The organism is Streptomyces sp. NPDC056948 (assembly GCF_042674225.1).
Taxonomy (GTDB): domain Bacteria; phylum Actinomycetota; class Actinomycetes; order Streptomycetales; family Streptomycetaceae; genus Streptomyces; species Streptomyces purpurascens.
In genome coordinates this window covers 1-20,700 of sequence record NZ_JBHUQX010000142.1, presented here as the reverse complement: position 1 = coordinate 20,700, position 20,700 = coordinate 1, and the positions used below count along the sequence as shown (strand labels likewise).

Sequence of the window (20,700 nt, the reverse complement as noted above, 5' to 3'; positions counted from 1 at the left end):
CCCCCCGACACGTCCCCGACCCACCACCCGGCGAGATGGCGCTACGCGCACCCCCACCCCACCCGCACAGGCCGCCGCAGGCACCCCACCCACCCGAGTGGTCCCCCACGCCACACCCGCGCCCCCTATGCGGAATTTGTCTGATTAGCGCGTATCGTCGCAGCATGCCCACGCCATACGGATCCCGCGGCGGCATGGCGTTCGGCGTGGAGGAGCTGCGTGTGCTCCGCCGCGCTCTCGCCCTCGCCCTCCACCCCACCTCCGCCTCGTCCGACGACGTCCAGGACTGCCTCCGCCTAGCAGAGTCGCTCGACGAGGCGACACGGGAGGGAGCCAGGCTGCGTGCCTTCCTCGTGGCCGATCTCGGCCGGTACCGCGCCGCCCTGCCCGGCACCGCCGCCGGATACCTCACCCTCCTGGACGAGGCCCTGGGCGCCGGCTACCGCCCCCACCCCCACGACCTCACCGCCCTCCGCGCCCTGCGCGGCAACCCCACCGCCGCCGCCCTCCTGGACCGCTGCGCGCAGCAGCACTCCCCGGCCACCCACCCGGCCACCCACCCGGCCACCCACCCGGCCACCCGCCGGGTCACCCGGATGACCCCCGCCGCTCCCACCACCTCCGCCACCCCCACCGTCCCCGCCGCCCGCACCCGTCTCCTGGCCCTCCCAGGAGGCCGTGCCGCAGACCTCTCCACCCCCGGAGACTCCGCCAAGGACACCCCGGGAAAGGAGCCCGAAAAGAAGCCCGCACGCAAGCCACCGGCCCCGAAGCCCGCCCCCAAGCCCACCCCGGCCCCGACCCCGCCCCCCGCCCCGGGCACCCCGAAGCCCAGCCGCCGCCCGATCCCCACCCCGGGCGAGGTCTTCCCGCGCCGCAAGCCCACCCCGCCGCCCCCCGCGAACCCCCAGCAGCTCGCCGCGGGCTGACGTGGCTACTCTGGAGCCATGGACTACGTCTCCGCGCTCCTGCCCCCCGTCGTCATGGCCGTCTTCTTCATCGGCGTGATCCGGGTGATCGTGAAGACACAGGGCGGCGCCAACAAGGCCAAGGAGGACGCGGCCGTGGACGCCGCCCTCGCGCGCGTGGAGGGCGCCCACCAGGCCTCCGCGAGCACCCCGAAGGCCTGACCGCGCCCCCGCCCCACCCGGCGTACGACTCAGCGAGGCCCGCCCGCCGCGAGGCCCGCCCCTTCAAGTCGTACGCCCTTTTTGTTCCTGTTCGCCACTGAAGCGCACGTCCGCCACGCCATTACCGAGATCTCCCACTATTGTTCTGAGCTGTGCCTCGCCCATTGGGAGAACTCGAAGACGCGGTCATGTCGCGGGTGTGGAAGTGGAACCGCCCGGTGACTGTTCGGGAAGTCCTGGAAGATCTTCAGAAGGAGCGGTCCATCGCCTACACCACGGTGATGACCGTTTTGGACAATCTCCATCAGAAGGGCTGGGTGCGCCGCGAGGCGGAAGGCCGTGCCTATCGATATGAGGCGGTCTCCACCCGCGCCGCCTACGCCGCCGCCCTGATGAACGACGCCTGGTCGCAGAGCGACAACCCCGCCGCAGCTCTCGTCGCCTTCTTCGGCATGATGAGCGAGGAACAGCGACAGGCTCTCCGCGCTGCCGTACGCATCGCCCAGGTCCCGGAAACCCTGGAACCGACCGAAGCGTCTGATTCGACCGAACCGGCTCAACCCGCTGAACCGGCGGAACCCCGAGAAGCGCCCCCTGAGTACCCCACCCCCGAGAACCCCACCCCCGAGAACCTCGAGAACCCCGCCTCCGCTCAGGACCACGGCGGGCGATAGCGTCCGCCCATGTCCGCGAAGAGCCCCGAAGCCACCGCAAAAGCCATCACCGTCCGACGGGCCCGCACCAGCGATGTCCCGGCGGTGCGCCGTCTCCTTGACGCCTACGTCCGCGGCGGCAACCTGCTCGACAAAGCAACGGTGACGCTTTACGAGGACATCCAGGAGTTCTGGGTCGCGGAACGGGACGACAACGCGGAGGTCGTCGGCTGTGGTGCCCTGCACGTGATGTGGGAAGACCTCGCGGAAGTCCGCACTCTCGCGGTGAAGCCCGGCCTGAAGGGCGCGGGCGTCGGACACCAGTTGCTGGAGAAGTTGCTGCACACCGCCCGCTGGCTCGGCGTTCGCAGAGTTTTCTGTCTGACCTTCGAAGTCGACTTCTTCGTCAAGCACGGCTTCGTGGAGATCGGCGAGACGCCGGTCGACACGGATGTCTACGCGGAGCTGCTGCGTTCCTATGACGAGGGTGTCGCGGAGTTCCTCGGTCTCGAACGAGTGAAACCGAACACCTTGGGCAACAGCCGGATGCTTCTGCATCTGTGATCGTCTGCGATTGGGGATCGACACCTGCCCCGGTGCCCTATGTCCGAAACGCGCACGTTTCCGGACGGAGCCAGGGCTCCCGGTCTCTGCCGAGGGTTTGTGTTTTTCCGGCAAAAGCGGTTTGCTTTCCGACGTACTGCAGTACTGCATATAACAGGGGACGGCGATACGGCGGACGCCGGCACACTCCCCGGCCCTGAAGATATCGATGAAAGGAAATCCGGTGGCACAGAAGGTTCAGGTCCTTCTTGTCGACGACCTCGACGGTGGCGAGGCGGACGAGACCGTGACGTTTGCGCTGGACGGCAAGACGTACGAGATCGATCTCACCACCGCCAATGCGGACAAGCTCCGTGGCCTTCTCGAGGCTTACGTGAAGGGCGGTCGTCGTACCGGAGGCCGTGCTTCGGGCGGGCGCGGAAAGGCGCGCGCGGCTTCGAGCGGCAGCCAGGACACCGCGGCCATCCGCGCCTGGGCGAAGGAGAACGGCTACGAGGTCAACGACCGCGGCCGTGTCCCCGCGACCATCCGCGAGGCTTACGAGAAGGCCAACGGCTGAACAGCGGTACTACTGACCTTGCGTACGCAAGGCCGGCGGCTGGGCGCACGCGCGCCGCAGCCGGACCCGGTGGCAGTGCGTGGCCACCGTGTCCACCAGCCGTACGAGATCGGGGGCGTTCCCACCGCCCCCCAAGGCCGACAGCGTCGGCAGCGAGGCCTCGACCTCGCATCCCGGCTCGGGGGGTCGCAGCCACACGGCGGCCCCCTGGGAACCGACCGCGCCCAGGGGCAGCGGACCGGTGACGGCCACCTCAGGAGGCGCCAGCGAGGCCCTCTGACTGGGTACCTGCACGTTCCCACGGGGCAATGGCCCGTCCGCCCCGCAGGGCGACAACGCATCCGTCACCCGCGGCAGCACCCCGCCCGCTCCGTCCGCCCCGCCCACCCCGGCCGGCACCGGCGCTTCCATGAAGCCCCCCGCCCCGATCGCGGTCAGGTCGAGCGCCAGCGTTCCCCACTCCAGCCACTCCAGCAGCCCGGGCAACTCCTCCGCGCTGCCCGCCGCCACCAGCAGCCGCATGCGGTCGCCCCGTACGGCCACGGGAGAGCCCGGCCCCAGGCGCCGCAGCGCCGCGTGTCCCGCCTCGGCCGGCACGTCCAGGACGTCGAAGCGAGCACCCACCACCAGCCGCACCGGATCCCCGGGCACCGTCGGCCAGCCCAGTTCCCTCTCGTACCACCACCGGACCGGACAGCTCTCGTCGAGCGGCCGGCGGGGGAGCGGGACGAGCAGGGACGCGGACGCGGTCACGGGGTGCGGGGCGCCGAACATGCCAAGTGCAACCGCCGGAAGGACGTGCGAGTTACGCTGGGTGTCGCGGCAAGCGCACAGAGTGTCGAAATGGGGGCGTGTGGGGGGCGCCGGGAGACGCAAGGTTGTTCGCCCGTAGCGGAGGGAACCGGGGCACCCGGCATGGACATCCGGGCTCTACGGGTAAGACATCCCTAGTGGGAGGGGGCGACACGCAGGAAAGGCCGTCTCACGTTCGCCATCGGCGTACTGGCGATGGGGGTAACTGCCTGGCCTGCGGGAACATCGTCTCGCACCATCGGGTTGGAGCAGATGTCGGCGTTCGGGGTCAGGAGGCCATCGACGGTGTCGGCAGTTGGAATGAGCGGTCCCCGCTTGCGGGACTAAGCTGCGGAAGGACAGGGAGGGGAAGTTCCCCCCACTGCCTGACCGCTCTGAGGAGCGATTAACGATGTTCGAGAGGTTCACCGACCGCGCGCGGCGGGTTGTCGTCCTGGCTCAGGAAGAAGCCCGGATGCTCAACCACAACTACATCGGCACTGAGCACATCCTCCTGGGCCTGATCCACGAGGGTGAAGGTGTCGCCGCCAAGGCCCTTGAGAGCCTCGGGATTTCGCTCGAGGCGGTCCGCCAGCAGGTGGAGGAGATCATCGGGCAGGGGCAGCAGGCCCCGTCCGGGCACATCCCCTTCACCCCCCGTGCCAAGAAGGTCCTGGAGCTTTCGCTCCGCGAGGCCCTTCAGCTGGGCCACAACTACATCGGCACGGAGCACATCCTGCTCGGCCTGATCCGCGAGGGCGAGGGCGTCGCCGCCCAGGTCCTCGTCAAGCTGGGCGCAGATCTCAACCGGGTGCGGCAGCAGGTCATCCAGCTGCTCTCCGGTTACCAGGGCAAGGAGACCGCCACCGCCGGCGGGCCTGCCGAGGGCACCCCCTCGACGTCCCTGGTCCTCGACCAGTTCGGCCGGAACCTCACCCAGGCCGCTCGTGAGTCCAAGCTCGACCCGGTCATCGGGCGCGAGAAGGAGATCGAGCGGGTCATGCAGGTGCTGTCCCGCCGTACGAAGAACAACCCGGTCCTGATCGGTGAGCCCGGCGTCGGCAAGACCGCCGTCGTCGAGGGCCTCGCTCAGGCCATCGTCAAGGGCGAGGTGCCCGAGACCCTCAAGGACAAGCACCTCTACACCCTGGACCTCGGCGCCCTGGTCGCCGGCTCCCGCTACCGCGGTGACTTCGAGGAGCGCCTGAAGAAGGTCCTCAAGGAGATCCGCACCCGCGGCGACATCATCCTGTTCATCGACGAGCTCCACACCCTCGTGGGTGCGGGTGCCGCCGAGGGCGCGATCGACGCCGCGAGCATCCTCAAGCCGATGCTGGCCCGCGGTGAGCTGCAGACCATCGGTGCCACCACGCTGGACGAGTACCGCAAGCACCTGGAGAAGGACGCGGCCCTCGAGCGCCGCTTCCAGCCCATCCAGGTCGCGGAGCCGTCCCTGCCGCACACGATCGAGATCCTCAAGGGTCTCCGTGACCGGTACGAGGCCCACCACCGCGTCTCGATCACCGACGAGGCGCTGGTCCAGGCCGCCACGCTGGCCGACCGCTACATCTCGGACCGCTTCCTGCCGGACAAGGCGATCGACCTGATCGACGAGGCCGGTTCCCGGATGCGCATCCGCCGGATGACGGCTCCGCCGGACCTCCGCGAGTTCGACGAGAAGATCGCCGGTGTCCGCCGGGACAAGGAGTCCGCGATCGACTCGCAGGACTTCGAGAAGGCCGCCTCCCTCCGCGACAAGGAGAAGCAGCTCCTGGCCGGCAAGGCCAAGCGGGAGAAGGAGTGGAAGGCCGGCGACATGGACGTCGTCGCCGAGGTCGACGGCGAGCTGATCGCCGAGGTCCTCGCGACCGCCACCGGCATCCCGGTCTTCAAGCTGACCGAGGAGGAGTCCTCGCGTCTGCTGCGCATGGAGGACGAGCTCCACAAGCGGGTCATCGGCCAGGTCGACGCCGTCAAGGCGCTGTCGAAGGCGATCCGCCGTACGCGTGCCGGTCTGAAGGACCCGAAGCGTCCCGGTGGCTCGTTCATCTTCGCCGGCCCGTCCGGTGTCGGTAAGACCGAGCTGTCCAAGGCGCTCGCCGAGTTCCTCTTCGGCGACGAGGACGCGCTGATCTCCCTCGACATGTCGGAGTTCAGCGAGAAGCACACGGTGTCGCGGCTCTTCGGTTCGCCCCCCGGCTACGTGGGCTACGAAGAGGGCGGCCAGCTCACCGAGAAGGTCCGCCGCAAGCCGTTCTCCGTCGTCCTCTTCGACGAGGTCGAGAAGGCCCACCCGGACATCTTCAACTCGCTGCTGCAGATCCTGGAGGACGGTCGCCTGACCGACTCCCAGGGCCGGGTCGTGGACTTCAAGAACACGGTCATCATCATGACGACCAACCTCGGCACCCGGGACATCTCCAAGGGCTTCAACCTGGGCTTCGCGGCCTCGGGTGACAAGAAGTCGAACTATGAGCGCATGAAGAACAAGGTGTCGGACGAGCTCAAGCAGCACTTCCGTCCCGAGTTCCTCAACCGCGTCGACGACGTGGTCGTCTTCCCGCAGCTGACCCAGGACGACATCCTCAAGATCGTCGACCTGATGATCGGCAAGGTGGACGAGCGCCTGAAGGACCGGGACATGGGCATCGAGCTCTCCCAGTCCGCCAAGGAGCTGCTGTCCCAGAAGGGCTACGACCCGGTGCTGGGTGCGCGTCCGCTGCGTCGCACCATCCAGCGCGAGATCGAGGACTCGCTGTCGGAGAAGATCCTCTTCGGCGAGCTGCGTCCCGGTCACATCGTGGTCGTGGACACGGAGGGCGAGGGCGAGGCCAAGACCTTCACCTTCCGGGGTGAGGAGAAGGCGGCCCTGCCGGACGCCCCGCCGATCGAGCAGGCGGCCGGCGGAAGCGGGCCTAACCTGAGCAAGGACGCGTAAGCGTCACGGCTGAGTGAGAGGGGCCGGTGCTGAAAAGCACCGGCCCTTTTCGCATGCCCTGCGGCGCTACGAGAGCTGCCCGTCGTAGTCCGGCAGCTTGTATGTCTTCTCGGCATGGCCGCCCGAGAGATCGGTGGCGCTGTTGCCGATGTTCGCGATGATCGTGTAGCCCTTCTTCTCGACGTCGACGCGCTGGGCCGTCTTGTACTCGGCGACGTTCTTGAAGAGGTCGATGAAGTTCCGGACGTACAGGCCGGATACCTGGTAGCCGGTCTGCTTCAGGTTGTACTCGGTGAACGAGGCGATGATGTCCGGGCGGGCGGTCACGAAGAACAGGGCGACCCCGTGCTCCTGGGCGTATCTGGCGGCCTCCAGGACCGGCTTGTTGGCCGGCTGCGGGTAGCTGAAGCCGAAGTCGGTCTCCAGCGTGGTGTTGTCGATGTCGAAGACGATCGCCTGCTTCTCACCCGGCTTGCCGGCCGCGATCCGCTGCTTCAGATAGGGCAGCGCCTGGGCCATCACCGCCTGGCAGTCCTTCTGCCAGGTGGCGTAGTCGACGTCCGCAGCGGCGGCCGTGGAGGCGGCGGTGGCGGTCGTGGAGGCTCGGGTGGCGGTCGTGGCGTCGGCCGGTGCGGCCATCGCCACGAGGGCTGCGGCCGATACGGCGGTCACTGATACGCGGCGCAACCAGGGGCGTCGGGTCTGCATGTCGTGGGGGGTCCTCTCACGTCCGTGACGCTGCAACATGTCGTGTGCATGTTCGTGGGCGAGGGTGGCGCGAGGGGAACCGTAAGGTTACCGAACGGTAGGTGCCTAGAGGCGTGCGCCACATTTCCGGAATGGCTGAAGAGGGCCTCCGGTGACATGGCGCACAGGGGATATGTCCGTTACTAGGTGGAATAGTGGCTAACGGACCGGCAGGAAAGGGATTCTTGCCGCGCGGGGTGGGGGAAAGTGCGGTGCAGTGCGCTGATTCGTCCCGTATGACTGCTGTGTCAAGAGACGTAGAACACTGAACCAAATTACTAACTTCAGTCGTAGATCACGCTTTTTGGGGTTTGTCGGACTTCGGGTTACCAAGGGATGGCCATTCGGCGAGCGTCTGTGCGCCGGGTGGTTTTCTCCGTCCCCTTCCACACGAGGTTTCGATGTCCCAGCGCGTCACGTCCCGTTCTTCCCGTACGTCCCAGCTCCGCACCCGTGCGACCGTGCTGGCCGCCGGCCTTGGCGTCTCGGTCGCACTGGGAGCCGGGGTCGCGTCCGCCGCCGACACCACGTCCGCGTCCGGCGCCGCCGGTGCCGTCCAGGCGCAGGCCGCCGCCCAGGCCAAGCACGCCAAGGCCGAGGCCGTGAAGGCCGAGAAGGCCGCCGAGGTCGCCGCCGCGAAGAAGGCGGCCGAGAAGCAGGCCGCTGCCAAGAAGGCCGCCGCCAAGAAGGCCAAGCCGTCCTGGGTCGACCCGGTGAAGAAGTACAAGCTCTCCGCGAGCTTCGCCCAGAACGGCGGCATGTGGCAGTCCACCCACAGTGGCCAGGACTTCGCCGTGCCGAGCGGCACCCAGGTCGTCGCCGCGCACGGCGGCACCGTGGTCAAGGCCGGCGGCAACGGCGCCGGTGACGGCCCCGCCTACGGCAACGCCGTCGTGATCAAGCACGGCAACGGCACGTACTCCCAGTACGCCCACCTGTCGAAGGTCACCGTGAACATCGGCCAGATCGTCAAGACGGGCCAGGAGATCGCCAAGTCCGGCAGCACCGGTAACTCGAGCGGTCCGCACCTGCACTTCGAGATCCGTACGACCGCGAACTACGGCTCGGCCGTCGACCCGGTGAAGTTCCTGCGCGCCAAGGGCGTGAAGGTCTGACGACCCCCCTCTGACCCGGCAGGGGCTCTAGGAGCCCTCGGCGCCCCGGTGGGCCCGGGTCACCAGCTCGGTGGCGACCTCGAGAACGGCCTTGTCCTTCTCCTCGGGGTCGCCTTCCATTTCCTGGAGCAGGAACATCCCGGCGTGCAGCGTGAAGAGCGCGCTGGCGCAGCGGACCTGGTCGACCAGGTCCGCGTCCGGGTCGACGATGGTGTCCCGCAGGCTGCGGATGCGCTCCTTGAAGGAGTCGCCGATCTGCAGTTCCCGAACCGTCGCCTGGTTCTCGTGCATGAAGCGGAACAGCGGTGCCGCGTGGGACAGCGCCTCGGCGTAACGGCGGACGATCTCCTGCTTGGTCGCGAGGGTGTGCGGCTGCTGCCGGCCCCACTCGACCAGGTCGTCGATCGGCTGGGTGAGGTCCTCGAAGATGCTGACGAGGATCTCTTCCTTCGTCTTGAAGTGGTAGTAGAGCGCCGCCTTGGTGACGTCCAGGCGCTCGGCGATCTCGCGCAGGGACGTCTTCTCGTAGCCCTGCTCCGCGAAGAGTTCGAGGGCCACGTCCTGGATGCGCTGGCGGGTGTTCCCGCGGCGCCGCTGCCTGGTGCCGTCCATGGTGCCGCCCATCTTCCTACGCCGCCCGCTTTCCATAAAACTTACTTGACGCCCGGCTAGTTCCGGAGCTAACTTCCGAGTGTAGTCACTAGCCGGTCGGCAAGTAAGTAGCGGTAGCTGGGGGAGTGGGAAGCGATGGCGGACACGACGGACACACCGGCGGTCGGCGCCGAAAGCGGAGGGAAACAGCCGAAGAGTGTGCGGGTCGTGCTGCTCGCGCTGATGATCGCGATGATGCTCGCGATGCTCGACAACATGATCATCGGTACGGCGATGCCGACGATCGTCGGTGAGCTGGGCGGGCTCGAACACCTCTCCTGGGTCGTCACCGCCTACACGCTCGCGACCGCGGCCTCCACCCCGCTGTGGGGCAAGCTCGGCGACATGTACGGCCGCAAGGGCACGTTCATGACGTCCATCGTCATCTTCCTGATCGGCTCGGCGCTCAGCGGCATGGCCCAGAACATGGGCGAGCTGATCGGCTTCCGTGCCGTCCAGGGCCTCGGTGCCGGCGGTCTGATGGTCGGCGTCATGGCGATCATCGGTGATCTGATCCCGCCCCGGGAGCGCGGCAAGTACCAGGGCATGATGGCCGGCGTCATGGCGCTGGCGATGATCGGCGGTCCGCTGGTCGGCGGCACCATCACCGACAACTGGGGCTGGCGCTGGGCGTTCTACATCAACCTGCCGCTCGGCGTCGTAGCGCTCGCCGCCGTCAGCGTCGTCCTGCACCTGCCGAAGAAGCGGTCCGAGGCGCGGATCGACTACCTGGGCGCCGCGCTGCTGACCATCGGCATCACCGCGATCGTGCTCGTCACCACCTGGGGCGGCACGGAGTACGCCTGGAGCTCCGCGCGGATCATGGAGCTGATCGGCATCGGGGTCGCCGCGCTCGTCGGGTTCGTGTTCTGGCAGACGAAGGCCGCCGAGCCGATCGTTCCGCTGCACATCTTCCGCAGCCGCAACTTCACGCTGATGTCGGTCATCGGCTTCATGACCGGCTTCGTGATGTTCGGGGCCACGCTCTTCCTGCCGCTGTACCAGCAGTCCGTGCAGGGCGCGTCCGCGACGAACTCCGGGCTGCTGCTCCTGCCGATGCTCGGTGCGATGCTCGTCACCTCGATGGTCGCCGGGCGCGTCACCACGAACACCGGCAAGTACAAGATCTTCCCGGTCCTCGGCAGCGTCCTGATGATCGTCGGGCTCTACCTGCTCTCCACGATGGACACGGGCACCTCCCGCGTCACCTCCGGTGTCTTCATGGCCGTGGTCGGGCTCGGCATGGGCTGCCTGATGCAGATCACCATGCTGGTCGCGCAGAACAGCGTCGAGATGAAGGACATGGGCGTCGCGTCCTCGTCCACCACGCTCTTCCGCACCCTCGGCTCCTCCTTCGGCGTCGCGATCATGGGCGCGCTGTTCAACAGCCGGGTCCAGGACGTCATGGCCGAGCGGGCCGGTGCGCTGGGCTCCAAGGTGACCGAGCAGTCGGCGCAGCTCGACGCGAAGGGCCTGGAGAAGCTGCCGGTGCTGGCCCGCGAGGCCTACCAGCACGCGGTCTCCGCCGGCACCCACTCGGCGTTCCTGCTCGGAGCCGTGGTGGCGGTCGTCGCGCTCGCGGCGGCGGTGTTCGTGAAGGAGGTGCCGCTGAAGGGGGCGGGACCGAAGGCGTCGGACGACGACAAGACGGACGGCCCGGCCGCGCAGACCCCGGTCGTCGAGGCGGTCTGACCCACTCCAGCTCCTGACGAAGGCCCCGGACGGGACACCCGCCCGGGGCCTTCGCCTTGCCGGGGCGCGAGGCCGGTGCCGCTGTCAGACCCCCGTGCCACCATCGACGCCATGGACAAGACGCGGCAGCTTCGGCTCGCCAAGGACGCCATGGACCGGGACTGGGCCGATCCAGGGCTGGACCTGGACACCGTCGCCGCGCACGCCGGGTACTCGCGGTATCACTTCATCCGCTCCTTCAAAGAGGCCTACGGCGAGACCCCCGGCCAGTACCTCACGCACCGCCGCATCGAACGTGCCGAGGACCTGCTGCGCACGGCGAACCTGTCGGTCACGGAGATCTGCCACCTGGTCGGCTTCAGCAGCGTCGGCACGTTCTCGGCCCGCTTCAAGACCTGGACCGGCCTCACCCCCAGCGAGTACCGCACCAAGCACGTCGGCAGGGGAGCCGCCCTCATCCCCGGCTGCTACGCCATGCTCTGGGCCGGCGGCTTCCGCTCCGGGCCCGGCGCGGGCAAGGAGCGCAATTCCGGAGAAGCGGGCTGACACCCCCGCTGCCTACCGTGGCAGGGCACGCACGAACCGGCCGCCGAGCAGCAGGAGCACGCCATGATCAAGGGTCTCGCCATCTCCACCGTCTGGGTCCTCGACCAGGACCGGGCCAAGGAGTTCTACACCGGGAAACTGGGCCTGGAGGTCCGTACGGACATGACCATGGGCGAGGGCGGCATGCGCTGGCTCACCGTCGGCTCACCGAAGCAGCCCGACGTCGAACTCACCCTGATGGTGCCCGGCGGCCCCGCGATGGACCCCGAGTCCGCCGAGATGCTCAGGAAGCTGGTGACGAAGGGAGCGCTCGGCGCGGGCGTCCTGACCACCGACGACATCCACGGCGACCACAAGAAGCTCAAGGACCGCGGCGTGGAGTTCCTCCAGGAGCCGCAGGAGCGCCCGTACGGCACGGAGGCGCTGTTCCGCGACGACTCCGGCAACTGGTTCTCCCTGACCCAGCCCCGCGAAGGCGGACTCGACATGGACCAGGACTGGTCCTGCTGATCCGCGAGAACCGGTCCGCGAGAACCGGGCCCTACGTCACCGCCCCCGGCAGCATCGGATAGCTCCCCGTGTTCGTCGGCGCGTGCTCCGGCAGCCACAGCACCGCCACGGCACCCTCGGCCGGTAGCTGCTCCGGTGTCCCCGGCGTGCGGACGTTGCGGAAGGTCAGCCGGGCGCCCAGCACCCGGGACTGTCCGGCCGCGATGGTCAGGCCGAGGCCGTGGCCATGGCCGGCCCGGTCCTTGCTGCCGGTGCGGAAGCGGCTCGGCCCCTCGGCGAGCAGGTCCTCGGGGAAGCCCGGGCCGTGGTCGCGGACCCGGATGACGCGGCCCTCGACGGTGACCTCGATGGGCGGCTTGCCGTGCCGGGCCGCGTTGGCCAGGAGATTGAACAGAACCCGCTCCAGGCGCCGCGGGTCGGTCGTGACCTCCGACTCGTGCACGACCCGCACCTCGATGGCCGGGTCCTTGGCCGTCACCCGCCGGGCGACGAACTCGCCCAGCATGATGTCCTGCAACTCCGCCCGCTCCGAGGCCCCGTCCAGCCGGGCCACCTCCAGCACGTCCTCCACGAGCGTGCGCATGGCCTTCGCCCGGTCCAGCACCAGCTCGGTCGGGCGCCCCGGAGGCAGCAGCTCGGCCGCGGTCAGCAGCCCGGTCACCGGTGTGCGCAGCTCGTGCGCGATGTCGGCGGTGACCCGGCGCTCCGCCTCGATGCGCTGCCGCAGCGTGTCCGCCATGGCGTCCACCGCGCTCGCCAGGTCGTCGGTCTCGTCCCGGACGACCCCGCCCATGGCGTCCCGCACCCGCACGTCCGTCTCGCCGCCCGCGAGCTGGTGGGCCGCGACGGCCGCCTTGCGCAGCCGCCGCGACAGATGCCCGCCGATGAGCACGCCGAGCGCGCTGCCGCCGAGGACGACCGCGATCGACCCGATGAGCAGGGCCTGGTCGAGGTCCTGGAGGATGTCCGAGCTGCGGTCGGTGAAGCCCGAGTGCAGGGACATCACATGCCCGTTCTTCAGCGGCACGGCGGCCCATATGTCCGGCGAGCCACCCGGCCGGTCCGCCACATAGGTCGCCCGCTGGCCCACCTCGACCCGGTCCCGCAGCGCGTCCGGCAGATCCGGGTCGTCGAGCTTGGTGTTGGGGAAGTTCATCCGCCCGGACAGCTCGAAGTTGCGCTGGGCGATCATGATGCGCTCGTCGGCGAGATCGCGCGCGTTGTCCAGCATCGACACCCGCGCGGCGTTGTGCACGACCAGGCTCAGCGCGATCGCCACCAGCGCGCCGACCAGCGCGATGGCCGCGCTCAGCTTCCATCTGAGGCCCGTACGGATCCCCGCGCGCTCCACGCCCGCGGCGACCAGGCGCCGGAAATGCCCCCTCATACCCTGCTCAGGCCTTCAACTTGTAGCCGAAACCACGGACCGTCTCGATACGGTCCTGGCCGATCTTCTGGCGCAGCCGCTGCACGTGCACATCGACGACGCGGGTGTCCCCGCCCCATCCGTAGTCCCACACCCGCTCCAGCAGTTTGTCGCGCGAGAGCACCGTGCCCGGCGCCGAGGAGAACTCCAGGAGCAGCCGCATCTCGGTCGGTGTCAGCGCCACCGGCTGTCCGGCCCGGCGGACCTCCATGCCCTCGGTGTCGACCTCCAGATCCCCGAAGGCCAGCATCCCGCCGCTCGCCGGGGAGTCGGACTCCTCGGCCCGGCCGCCGCCCGCGTGCCCGAAGCGGCGCAGCACCGCGCGGATCCGGGCGACCAGCACGGCCCCGTCGAACGGCTTGGTCACATAGTCGTCGGCACCCGCCTCCAGGCCCAGCACCACGTCGATGGAGTCGGCCCGCGCCGACAGCATGATGACCGGCACGGTCGACTCGTCCCGGATGCGGCGGCACAGGCTGACCCCGTCGAGGCCGGGAACCATGACGTCCAGCAGCGCGATGTCGGGGCGGTCCGTCCGGAACGCCTCCAGGCCCGACAGGCCGTCGGGCATCGCGGTGACCACGAAGCCGTCCCTTTCCAGGGCGAGCTGCGTGGCCTCGCGGATGACGTCGTCGTCCTCGACGAACAGAACGTGGGTCTGGTCTGCCATCCCGGTGCTCTCAGTCCTCGTGTGGGTCGTGGGGGTGCGTACTTTTCACGGGACGCACGGTCCGTCCTTTCAGGGGACGCACGGTCCGTGCATCGCGTTCACCCAGAGATCGGTCCGAGCGGCCCGATCGGTTCACGCACGCCGTGCCCGCGTCAGCTCGCGGGCACCGGCGACGGGCTGTCGCCGACGACCTTGCCGTAGTCGTTGTGCGTGCGGTACTTCTCGCTGAACCGGCCGGAAGCCCATCTGTACGTGATCACGTTCTCCCCGGAGGGGCTCGACACCGGGTCGCCCTTGTCGTACACCTGCTTGGTCACCACCAGGTCGCCGCGGTCGATCTCCGCGTAGACCGGGGGTTCCTCGGCCTTGAACACATTCTCGTACGAGCCGTCCCGCTCGCGATACACATAACTGCCCACGCCCACCGCGTCACCGCAGGTCAGCACATTGACGACGACGTCGTCGGCCGACCCGCCGGTCAGATTGCCGTAGGACACGTCGACGGGATACTCGTCGGCCACGCACGGCTTCAGCTCGCGCTTCACCTCGGGCGAGACCTCGGGGTCGTCCTTGACGAGCCGGACCGCGTTCACGGTGTCGGGCGTCTTGGACGGGGAGGCGGAGGGTGTGGCGGCGGAGGCGCCCGCCACCGCGTCGGCGTGCGCCGGGCCCTCGTCACGGGCGCCGGTGCCGCCGGCGCCGCACCCGGACACGAAAAGGGCGAGGGCGGTGACCACGGCCGATGCCGTGCTCACCGCCTGGATGTTGCCCCGGGTCCGTGCAGACCCCTCGCCGGTCAGGCCGCGCACCGCTCCCGCTCCTCACGCTCCAGCGCGCGTGCGTCCAGATCGCGGGACTCCAGCTCCTCACGGAGCCGGGCGAGCGCCCGGTGCAGCGTGCTTTTGACCGTTCCGGCCGACATACCGAGGGCGGCGGCCGTCTCCTCCGTGGACATCTGCTCCCAGTGTCGCAGCACCACGACACTGCGCTGTTTCGGGGCGAGCACCTTCAGGATGTCCATCAGCAGGGCGCGGTCCGCGTGCTGCTCGGTGGCGTCGTCGACCGAGGCGTCCGGGAGCTGCTCGGTCGGGACCTCCTCCAGCTTGCGGGCTCGCCACCACTCGGTCCGCGTGTTGATCATCACCCGGCGCAGGTAGGCGTCCGCAAGACGCTTGTCCTCGATGGTCTCCCAGCGGCGGTAGGTCCGTACCAGTGCCGTCTGCAGCAGATCCTGTGCGTCCGTCGGGTCCGGGACCAGGCGGCGAGCACTGCGCAGCAGTGCGTCCTGCCGGGTGCGGACGTACTCCTCGAACTCGAGCACCTCGCCCTGCGCCATGGTGAACCGCCTCCCGTTTCCCCGTTCGGGCCGGCTCCCCGCCGCCCGTGCACTGCCTGTGTTCCTTGGTCGTCCCGTGTCTTCCGGGAACGCAATTGAAGGTACGGAGGCGTTGTCACGGCGTTGTCCGAAGCAGCCTGCGGCTAGCACTCGGCTGTCCGTCGGTTGTGTAACGGAAGTCGGAACGGGGTACAGCGGTGGGCGTGTTGGGGTGACTATGGGGTGATTTGTCCACTCCGTGTCGCCGTTACGGGAGACCCATGGCTGTGATCTGCCTGTACGTCAGGTCAGCGGCAGCCGGTACATCCCGCCCGCCAGCGGTTCCACCAAGCCGTCGGCGACCAGGCCGTCCAGGGCGCGGGCCCGCTGCACCGGCTCGTGCCACACGCGGTCGAGCGCCGCCTGCGGAACCGGGGCGTGGGCCTCCCGCAGCACGGCGAGCAGCCGCCCGCGGACCTGCCGGTCGGTGCCCGCGTAGGTCTGGCCGCGGCGCGGCGGCCCGTCGTGCTCCGGCTTGCCCGCCAGCCGCCACGCACACTGCGCGGCGATCGGGCAGCGGTGGCACGACTCGCTCTTCGCCGTGCACACGAGCGCGCCCAGCTCCATGGAGGCGGCGGCCCAGCGGGCGGCGGTCGGGTCGTCCTCGGGCAGCAGCGCGCGGGCCAGTTTGCGCTCGGCGGCGGTGGTGGCGTTCGGCGGGTACTGCACGCCGCTGACCGCGCGGGCGAAGACCCGGCGCACGTTGGTGTCCAGCACCGGATGCCGCTGCCCGTAGGCGAAGGAGGCGACGGCGGCGGCCGTGTACTCGCCGATGCCGGGCAGCGCCAGAAGCTGGGCGTGGTCGGCCGGTACGTCACCGCCGTGCCGTTCCGTTATGGCGACGGCGGCGCCGTGCAGCCGGAGCGCGCGGCGCGGGTAGCCGAGCCGGCCCCAGGCGCGGACGGCCTCGCCGGGCGCTTCCTTGGCCAGGTCGGCGGGGCGCGGCCAGCGGGCCACCCACTGCTCGTAGACGGGCAGGACGCGGCTCACCGGCGTCTGCTGGAGCATGAACTCACTGACCATCACGCCCCACGCCCCGGCCTCGGGGCGCCGCCACGGCAGGTCGCGGGCGTTGTCGTCGAACCAGTCGATGACGGGGGAGTGCAGGTCCACGCCCGGCGGCGGGCCGGACGCGGTGTCGATGGGGCCGGGGCTGGTGCGCGGGGTGTTCGTGGGAGCAGTCATGGCCATTCGATCCTGCCACGCGAGAGCCGCGAATCGGGCACACCGCGACCCGAGAGGGCGAGGTACCTGACGATCGGCAGCAGTGCCGCCCCGCTGTCCGCCGATAGCGTCGGCCGAATGGAACGTCCTCGTTCGGCCCGGCTCGCCCGGGGCGCCCTCCTCTGGGCCGCCCTCGCCCTGCCCGCGCTCACGGCGGACCGGATCGGGCTGAACGAACCGCGCACGGTCTGGCAGCAGGCCGCCGGTGTGGCGGTGCTGGCCGGGGCGGCCGGCCTGTCCCGGCGGCTGCCGCTCGCCGCCTTCGGGCTGACGGCCGCCCTGAGCCTGGCCGCCGCCCCGGCCCTGTTCACCGTCTCCTACGGTCCGGCCCTCGGCGTGTTCGCGCTGCTCCTCGGACTGCGGGCGGGCCGGGCGCGCCCCGCGGCGCTGTGCTTCGCCGCCGTCGGCTGCGCGGGCACCGCGCGAATCGTGCTCGCCGGGGTCGACCCGGCCCCCGAGTGGCTGGTCATGACGGGCACGCTGCTCTTCGGCTGCGTCTTCCCCTGGCTCGGCGGGCGCTACTGGCGGCAGAGCCGCGAGCTGGCCGCGGAGGGCTGGCTGCGGGCGGCCCGGCTGGAGGACGAGCAGCGCCTCACCGAGGAACGCGCCCGATTGCGCGAACGCTCGAGGATCGCCCAGGACATGCACGACTCCCTCGGCCACGAGCTCAGCCTCATCGCCCTGCGCGCGGGCGCCCTCCAGGTCGCCCCCGGCCTCGCCGGCGAACACCGGACGGCGGCGGCCGAACTGCGCGGGGCAGCCGCCGAGGCCACGGACCGGCTGCACCGCATCATCGGCGTCCTGAGGGAGGACGACGACGAGCCGGTGCCGCTGACCCCCGCGGGCGAGACCCTGGAGCAACTCGTCGCCCGCGCCGCGGAGTCCGGACTCCAGGTGCGCTGGGAGCGGCCCGCGGGGCAGGGCACGGCCGCGGCGCCCGGCGGGCTCGCCGAACGGCTGCTGTACCGCGTGGCCCGGGAGGCGCTGACCAACGCGGCACGGCACGCACCGGGCGCCCCCGTGGTCGTGGCGCTGACCGGGCGGGCCGGGGGCACGTCCGTCACCCTCACCAACGGCCCGTCCACCGAGCTGAGTTCCCGCCCCTCCGGAGGCGGCACGGGCCTGCTCGGTCTGCGGACCGCCGTGACCGCCGTCGGCGGGGAGTTCGAGGCGGGCCCGCAGGGGGAGGGTTTCCGCGTCAGGGCGTACATCCCCGCACAGCAGACCGCGACCAGGCCGAAACGCCCCGCCCCCGCCCCGTTCCCACCCGCCCCGTTCCCACCCGCCCGCCACCGGGTCGCCATCGCCCTCGGCACGGCCGCCGGCACGGGCGTCGTCCTCGTCGGCGCCGCCTTCGGCTGGTACGCGTACGTGGAGAAGCACTCGGTGCTCGCACCCGCCGCGTACGCGAAACTGCGCCCGGGCGCCCCGGCCGCCGACGTCGAGCGCGTACTTCCCGAACGGGACGTGAACGACCCGCCCACCGAGCGGGCGGCGACACCGGCACCGGAGGGCGCCGACTGCCGTTACTACCGGGCGAGCGGTGAGCTGTTCGTCTCCGTCGACCACTTCAGACTGTGTTTCGAAGCCGGGCGGCTCGTCGCCAAGGACGTGGTCCCGCGCGCCGGCCTGTCCGGCGAAGGCCGGGAAGAATACGAGGAGTTCCCACAATGATCCGCGTGCTGCTGGCCGACGACGAGGCGATGGTGCGGGCCGGGGTGCGCGCCATCCTGGGCAGCGGCGGGGAGACGGAGGTCGTCGCCGAGGCGGGCGACGGCCGCGAGGCGGTCGAGCTGGCCCGCGCCCACCGCCCGGACGTGGCCCTGCTCGACATCCGCATGCCGCGCCTGGACGGCCTCACGGCGGCGGAGGAGATCGTACGGACCGTGCCCGGCACGCACGTCGCGATGCTCACCACCTTCTCCGAGGGCGCCTATGTCACCCGCGCCCTCGGCGGCGGCGCCACCGGGTTCCTGCTGAAGTCCGGGGACCCGTACGAACTGATCGCCGGAGTACGGGCGGTGGCCGCGGGCGCCGCGTTCCTGTCGCCGAAGGTGGCCCGGTACGTCATCGACGAGGGCCTCGGCGGCGGGCGGCTCACCCGCGAGGCACAGGCACGCGCCCGCGTGTCCGTCCTGAGCCCCCGCGAACGCGAGGTGCTCGGCCTGGTCGGCGCCGGCCTGTCCAACCCGGAGATCGCCGCCCGGCTGCACCTCGTCGAGGGCACGGTGAAGGCGTATGTGAGCGCGGTCCTGGACCGGCTGGACGTGCGCAACCGCGTGCAGGCGGCGATCGTGGCGTACGAAGCGGGACTGGTGGAACCGTGACGCCCCGTCGGCTCAGGGCCGCGCGTGCCTCCCGTACGACGGTACGGGCGCCGGGCCCGGCCCGGTGACCCACCGCGCGGCCGGTGCCGGCGAGCCGCGCATCGCCCCGGCCAGCCGCGTCATCGGACCCGTGCCCAGCCGTACGGCGACTAGGACGACGAGTGTGCCGAGGCCCAGCCCCGCGACCACGTCGTGCGGATAGTGCACGCCGACGAAGACCCGGGAGAAGGCCATCAGCAGGGCGAGCGGGGCCGTCAGCCACAGGAGTGCGCGCCGGACCAGGGCCAGGGCGACCGCCGCGGCGCCCGCGATCGTGGCGTGGTTGGACGGGAAGGACCAGTCGCCGTGCGGCGGACACTGGGCCAGGGACGCCGCCGCCCCGGCGACCGCCCGGCACGGACGCTCCTGCGTGACAGCGGACTTGAGCACCTCACTGCACACATACGCCACAGCCGTGGCCAGAGGTGCAAGGGCCGCGATCGCGAACGCGTGGGGGGTGTCGCGGCGGGCACGCCACCAGGCGGCGGCGAACAGCGCGACGAAGACCAGCAGTCCGGCCTCCGTCCATAAACCGGCCCCGTGCTGTATCCACATCGGGGAGTCGTCGGCGAAGTCGGTGATGTCGCGGTAGAGCGCGGTGTCCTCGAAGTCCATGGTCACGGACGGTAGGTGGCGGGCCGATCCCGTCACACCCAGCGATCGTCGGGTGCCGAACCTGACGAAAGCCAGGGGTGGGGCGGCTGCTTCCGGCATGATGATCCGGAAAAGTTGTGAGCCTGAGCGGCGGGTGGGACCGGCGAAGGCGCCGATCTCTCGTAAGGTTTGCGCCGTGGGATCTCTGCGCAATCCGGTCGGGCCGCTTCCCTCCTCCATCTACTGGCGTCGGAGGGTCGTACTGGTGTCCGTGGCTGCCCTGTTGGCGCTGCTGACCACCTGGCTCGTGACCATGGGCGGCGGAGGCGGCAAGGACCGCGACAACGGCGCCAACGGCAAGAATCCCGCGCCCTCCATCACTCCCGGCCCGTCGAATTCGGGTCCGGCGATCAGCCAAGCGCCCGGCGGGCGCGACGAGTCGGGCGACGAGGGCTCGGGCGGCTCGTCGTCCGGGTCCGGGGCAGGGTCGGGCGGCGGTTCCGGTGACGGCGCGGGCGGCGGAGCCGGGGACGGTTCCGGCACGGGCTCAGGCGGCGGTTCCGGCTCCGGCGGGTCCGAGGGATCGAGCGGTTCGATCGGTTCGGGCGGCTCCGGCGGTGCCGGTGGCTACGACGGCGGTACCACGGTGGGCGGCGTCGGCGCGGGCGACGCGCTGCCGGCCGGCTCCATGCTGCCCAACTGCACCGCGAGCGTGGTCAAGTTCAGCCTGCGCAGCCAGCACAACAGCTACGACCCCGAGCAGACGCCCACGTTCCTGCTGACCGCGCGGAACGTCTCCGGCCACGACTGCAAGATCGATCTCGGGCCGAAGAACGCCGTGTTCGCGATCACCGAGGCGAGCGCCGACGACGACTACTGGTCCTCCAAGGACTGCCCCAGGGGCGCCGGCAGCCGGCTGTACCGCGTTCCCGCGGGCAGCGGCATCACCTACACCCTGAAGTGGGACCGCAAGCCGAGCGCCCCCGAGTGCGCCACGCCTCCCTCGGGCTCGGCCGGGGCGGGCACATACCTGGTGGAAGCCAAGGCTCCGGGCTACGCGAAGGTGCAGACGTCATTCGTGCTGAAGAACGATTAGCCGCTTGTCGTTCAGTCGGCCGCGTGGCCTTCATGCGTGAGGGGGGTGTTCC

22 protein-coding genes are annotated in these 20,700 nt (G+C 70.3%); 13 read left to right on the top strand and 9 right to left on the bottom strand.

Annotated elements, in window-relative coordinates:
- Window positions 1–164: 164 nt before the first annotated feature.
- The 5 genes from ACFTZL_RS19810 to ACFTZL_RS19790 all read left to right on the top strand — a co-directional run bounded on the left by ACFTZL_RS19810 (window position 165) and on the right by ACFTZL_RS19790 (window position 2,906).
- Window positions 165–929: a hypothetical protein gene (locus ACFTZL_RS19810; protein ID WP_382584216.1), complete on the top strand. Its 765-nt coding sequence runs from the start codon at window positions 165–167 to the stop codon at window positions 927–929.
- 18 nt (window positions 930–947) lie between these two features.
- Window positions 948–1,130, top strand: a complete 183-nt coding sequence (locus ACFTZL_RS19805; protein WP_382584213.1) for a hypothetical protein — start codon at window positions 948–950, stop codon at window positions 1,128–1,130.
- A gap of 188 nt (window positions 1,131–1,318) precedes the next feature.
- Window positions 1,319–1,804 carry a BlaI/MecI/CopY family transcriptional regulator gene (locus ACFTZL_RS19800; protein ID WP_382584210.1) on the top strand — a complete coding sequence of 162 codons (486 nt, stop codon included), beginning with the start codon at window positions 1,319–1,321 and terminating at the stop codon, window positions 1,802–1,804.
- Between the two features lie 9 nt (window positions 1,805–1,813).
- Entirely contained in the window at window positions 1,814–2,347 is a 534-nt protein-coding gene (locus tag ACFTZL_RS19795; protein ID WP_189725877.1) for an amino-acid N-acetyltransferase, read from the top strand.
- 223 nt (window positions 2,348–2,570) lie between these two features.
- Window positions 2,571–2,906, top strand: coding sequence for an Lsr2 family protein (locus ACFTZL_RS19790; RefSeq protein WP_184594809.1), 336 nt, complete (start codon window positions 2,571–2,573; stop codon window positions 2,904–2,906).
- Between the two features lie 9 nt (window positions 2,907–2,915).
- Here ACFTZL_RS19790 and ACFTZL_RS19785 read toward each other — a convergent pair whose 3' ends face one another.
- Window positions 2,916–3,680 carry an SCO3374 family protein gene (locus ACFTZL_RS19785; protein WP_382584207.1) on the bottom strand — a complete coding sequence of 255 codons (765 nt, stop codon included), beginning with the start codon at window positions 3,678–3,680 and terminating at the stop codon, window positions 2,916–2,918.
- A 430-nt stretch (window positions 3,681–4,110) separates the two neighbouring features.
- Between ACFTZL_RS19785 and ACFTZL_RS19780 the strand changes: the two genes are divergently transcribed.
- The gene (locus tag ACFTZL_RS19780) at window positions 4,111–6,636 is read left to right on the top strand and encodes an ATP-dependent Clp protease ATP-binding subunit (RefSeq protein ID WP_382584204.1); all 2,526 of its coding nucleotides are present in this window, start codon (window positions 4,111–4,113) and stop codon (window positions 6,634–6,636) included.
- A gap of 66 nt (window positions 6,637–6,702) precedes the next feature.
- Here the strand turns inward: ACFTZL_RS19780 and ACFTZL_RS19775 are convergent, their stop codons facing one another.
- A complete protein-coding gene (locus tag ACFTZL_RS19775) occupies window positions 6,703–7,344 on the bottom strand; it encodes an HAD family acid phosphatase (RefSeq protein WP_382584201.1) in 642 nt (213 codons plus the stop codon).
- A gap of 440 nt (window positions 7,345–7,784) precedes the next feature.
- On the opposite strand from ACFTZL_RS19775, the gene ACFTZL_RS19770 reads away from it, so the two are divergent.
- Complete coding sequence (locus tag ACFTZL_RS19770) at window positions 7,785–8,498, top strand: M23 family metallopeptidase (RefSeq protein WP_382584198.1); 714 nt, start codon at window positions 7,785–7,787, stop codon at window positions 8,496–8,498.
- A 27-nt stretch (window positions 8,499–8,525) separates the two neighbouring features.
- Here the strand turns inward: ACFTZL_RS19770 and ACFTZL_RS19765 are convergent, their stop codons facing one another.
- Window positions 8,526–9,122, bottom strand: coding sequence for a TetR/AcrR family transcriptional regulator (locus ACFTZL_RS19765; RefSeq protein ID WP_382584195.1), 597 nt, complete (start codon window positions 9,120–9,122; stop codon window positions 8,526–8,528).
- 123 nt (window positions 9,123–9,245) lie between these two features.
- Here ACFTZL_RS19765 and ACFTZL_RS19760 point away from each other — a divergent pair, with 123 nt between their 5' ends.
- The 3 genes from ACFTZL_RS19760 (at window position 9,246) to ACFTZL_RS19750 (ending at window position 11,897) form a co-directional block, all read left to right on the top strand.
- Window positions 9,246–10,841 carry an MDR family MFS transporter gene (locus ACFTZL_RS19760; protein ID WP_382584192.1) on the top strand — a complete coding sequence of 532 codons (1,596 nt, stop codon included), beginning with the start codon at window positions 9,246–9,248 and terminating at the stop codon, window positions 10,839–10,841.
- Window positions 10,842–10,952: 111 nt separating this feature from the next.
- Window positions 10,953–11,387, top strand: a complete 435-nt coding sequence (locus tag ACFTZL_RS19755; protein WP_382584189.1) for a helix-turn-helix transcriptional regulator — start codon at window positions 10,953–10,955, stop codon at window positions 11,385–11,387.
- 63 nt (window positions 11,388–11,450) lie between these two features.
- Window positions 11,451–11,897 (top strand): VOC family protein, encoded by a 447-nt coding sequence (locus tag ACFTZL_RS19750; protein WP_382584186.1) that lies wholly within the window; start codon window positions 11,451–11,453, stop codon window positions 11,895–11,897.
- Between the two features lie 31 nt (window positions 11,898–11,928).
- Here the strand turns inward: ACFTZL_RS19750 and cseC are convergent, their stop codons facing one another.
- The 5 genes from cseC to ACFTZL_RS19725 form a co-directional block, all read right to left on the bottom strand.
- Entirely contained in the window at window positions 11,929–13,284 is a 1,356-nt protein-coding gene (gene cseC / locus ACFTZL_RS19745; RefSeq protein WP_382584183.1) for a two-component system sensor histidine kinase CseC, read from the bottom strand.
- A 7-nt stretch (window positions 13,285–13,291) separates the two neighbouring features.
- Complete coding sequence (cseB, locus tag ACFTZL_RS19740) at window positions 13,292–13,993, bottom strand: two-component system response regulator CseB (RefSeq protein ID WP_382584180.1); 702 nt, start codon at window positions 13,991–13,993, stop codon at window positions 13,292–13,294.
- 152 nt (window positions 13,994–14,145) lie between these two features.
- Window positions 14,146–14,802: a hypothetical protein gene (locus ACFTZL_RS19735; RefSeq protein ID WP_382584177.1), complete on the bottom strand. Its 657-nt coding sequence runs from the start codon at window positions 14,800–14,802 to the stop codon at window positions 14,146–14,148.
- Window positions 14,790–15,329, bottom strand: coding sequence for a SigE family RNA polymerase sigma factor (locus tag ACFTZL_RS19730; protein WP_184594831.1), 540 nt, complete (start codon window positions 15,327–15,329; stop codon window positions 14,790–14,792). The genes ACFTZL_RS19735 and ACFTZL_RS19730 overlap by 13 nt, the downstream gene beginning before the upstream one ends.
- A 282-nt stretch (window positions 15,330–15,611) precedes the next feature.
- Complete coding sequence (locus ACFTZL_RS19725; RefSeq protein ID WP_382584174.1) at window positions 15,612–16,553, bottom strand: A/G-specific adenine glycosylase; 942 nt, start codon at window positions 16,551–16,553, stop codon at window positions 15,612–15,614.
- Between the two features lie 117 nt (window positions 16,554–16,670).
- Between ACFTZL_RS19725 and ACFTZL_RS19720 the strand changes: the two genes are divergently transcribed.
- The gene (locus tag ACFTZL_RS19720; protein WP_382584172.1) at window positions 16,671–18,266 is read left to right on the top strand and encodes a sensor histidine kinase; all 1,596 of its coding nucleotides are present in this window, start codon (window positions 16,671–16,673) and stop codon (window positions 18,264–18,266) included.
- Window positions 18,263–18,919: a response regulator gene (locus ACFTZL_RS19715; protein ID WP_382584169.1), complete on the top strand. Its 657-nt coding sequence runs from the start codon at window positions 18,263–18,265 to the stop codon at window positions 18,917–18,919. Before ACFTZL_RS19720 ends, ACFTZL_RS19715 begins: the two co-directional genes overlap by 4 nt.
- Before the next feature lie 12 nt (window positions 18,920–18,931).
- Here ACFTZL_RS19715 and ACFTZL_RS19710 read toward each other — a convergent pair whose 3' ends face one another.
- Window positions 18,932–19,573, bottom strand: coding sequence for a phosphatase PAP2 family protein (locus tag ACFTZL_RS19710; protein ID WP_382584167.1), 642 nt, complete (start codon window positions 19,571–19,573; stop codon window positions 18,932–18,934).
- A gap of 175 nt (window positions 19,574–19,748) precedes the next feature.
- On the opposite strand from ACFTZL_RS19710, the gene ACFTZL_RS19705 reads away from it, so the two are divergent.
- Window positions 19,749–20,648 (top strand): hypothetical protein, encoded by a 900-nt coding sequence (locus ACFTZL_RS19705; protein WP_382584164.1) that lies wholly within the window; start codon window positions 19,749–19,751, stop codon window positions 20,646–20,648.
- The last annotated feature ends 52 nt before the right edge of the window (window positions 20,649–20,700 follow it).

Coding starts and splice junctions, on each gene's coding strand:
- ACFTZL_RS19730 (WP_184594831.1), bottom strand. CDS start 15,329: ATGGCGCAGGGCGAGGTGCTCGAGTTCGAGGAGTACGTCCGCACCCGG.
- ACFTZL_RS19780 (WP_382584204.1), top strand. CDS start 4,111: ATGTTCGAGAGGTTCACCGACCGCGCGCGGCGGGTTGTCGTCCTGGCT.
- ACFTZL_RS19720 (WP_382584172.1), top strand. CDS start 16,671: ATGGAACGTCCTCGTTCGGCCCGGCTCGCCCGGGGCGCCCTCCTCTGG.
- ACFTZL_RS19800 (WP_382584210.1), top strand. CDS start 1,319: ATGTCGCGGGTGTGGAAGTGGAACCGCCCGGTGACTGTTCGGGAAGTC.
- ACFTZL_RS19725 (WP_382584174.1), bottom strand. CDS start 16,553: ATGACTGCTCCCACGAACACCCCGCGCACCAGCCCCGGCCCCATCGAC.
- cseC (WP_382584183.1), bottom strand. CDS start 13,284: ATGAGGGGGCATTTCCGGCGCCTGGTCGCCGCGGGCGTGGAGCGCGCG.
- ACFTZL_RS19810 (WP_382584216.1), top strand. CDS start 165: ATGCCCACGCCATACGGATCCCGCGGCGGCATGGCGTTCGGCGTGGAG.
- ACFTZL_RS19755 (WP_382584189.1), top strand. CDS start 10,953: ATGGACAAGACGCGGCAGCTTCGGCTCGCCAAGGACGCCATGGACCGG.
- ACFTZL_RS19770 (WP_382584198.1), top strand. CDS start 7,785: ATGTCCCAGCGCGTCACGTCCCGTTCTTCCCGTACGTCCCAGCTCCGC.
- ACFTZL_RS19765 (WP_382584195.1), bottom strand. CDS start 9,122: ATGGGCGGCACCATGGACGGCACCAGGCAGCGGCGCCGCGGGAACACC.
- ACFTZL_RS19710 (WP_382584167.1), bottom strand. CDS start 19,573: ATGGACTTCGAGGACACCGCGCTCTACCGCGACATCACCGACTTCGCC.
- ACFTZL_RS19760 (WP_382584192.1), top strand. CDS start 9,246: ATGGCGGACACGACGGACACACCGGCGGTCGGCGCCGAAAGCGGAGGG.
- ACFTZL_RS19750 (WP_382584186.1), top strand. CDS start 11,451: ATGATCAAGGGTCTCGCCATCTCCACCGTCTGGGTCCTCGACCAGGAC.
- ACFTZL_RS19775 (WP_382584201.1), bottom strand. CDS start 7,344: ATGCAGACCCGACGCCCCTGGTTGCGCCGCGTATCAGTGACCGCCGTA.
- ACFTZL_RS19795 (WP_189725877.1), top strand. CDS start 1,814: ATGTCCGCGAAGAGCCCCGAAGCCACCGCAAAAGCCATCACCGTCCGA.
- ACFTZL_RS19715 (WP_382584169.1), top strand. CDS start 18,263: ATGATCCGCGTGCTGCTGGCCGACGACGAGGCGATGGTGCGGGCCGGG.
- cseB (WP_382584180.1), bottom strand. CDS start 13,993: ATGGCAGACCAGACCCACGTTCTGTTCGTCGAGGACGACGACGTCATC.
- ACFTZL_RS19805 (WP_382584213.1), top strand. CDS start 948: ATGGACTACGTCTCCGCGCTCCTGCCCCCCGTCGTCATGGCCGTCTTC.
- ACFTZL_RS19785 (WP_382584207.1), bottom strand. CDS start 3,680: ATGTTCGGCGCCCCGCACCCCGTGACCGCGTCCGCGTCCCTGCTCGTC.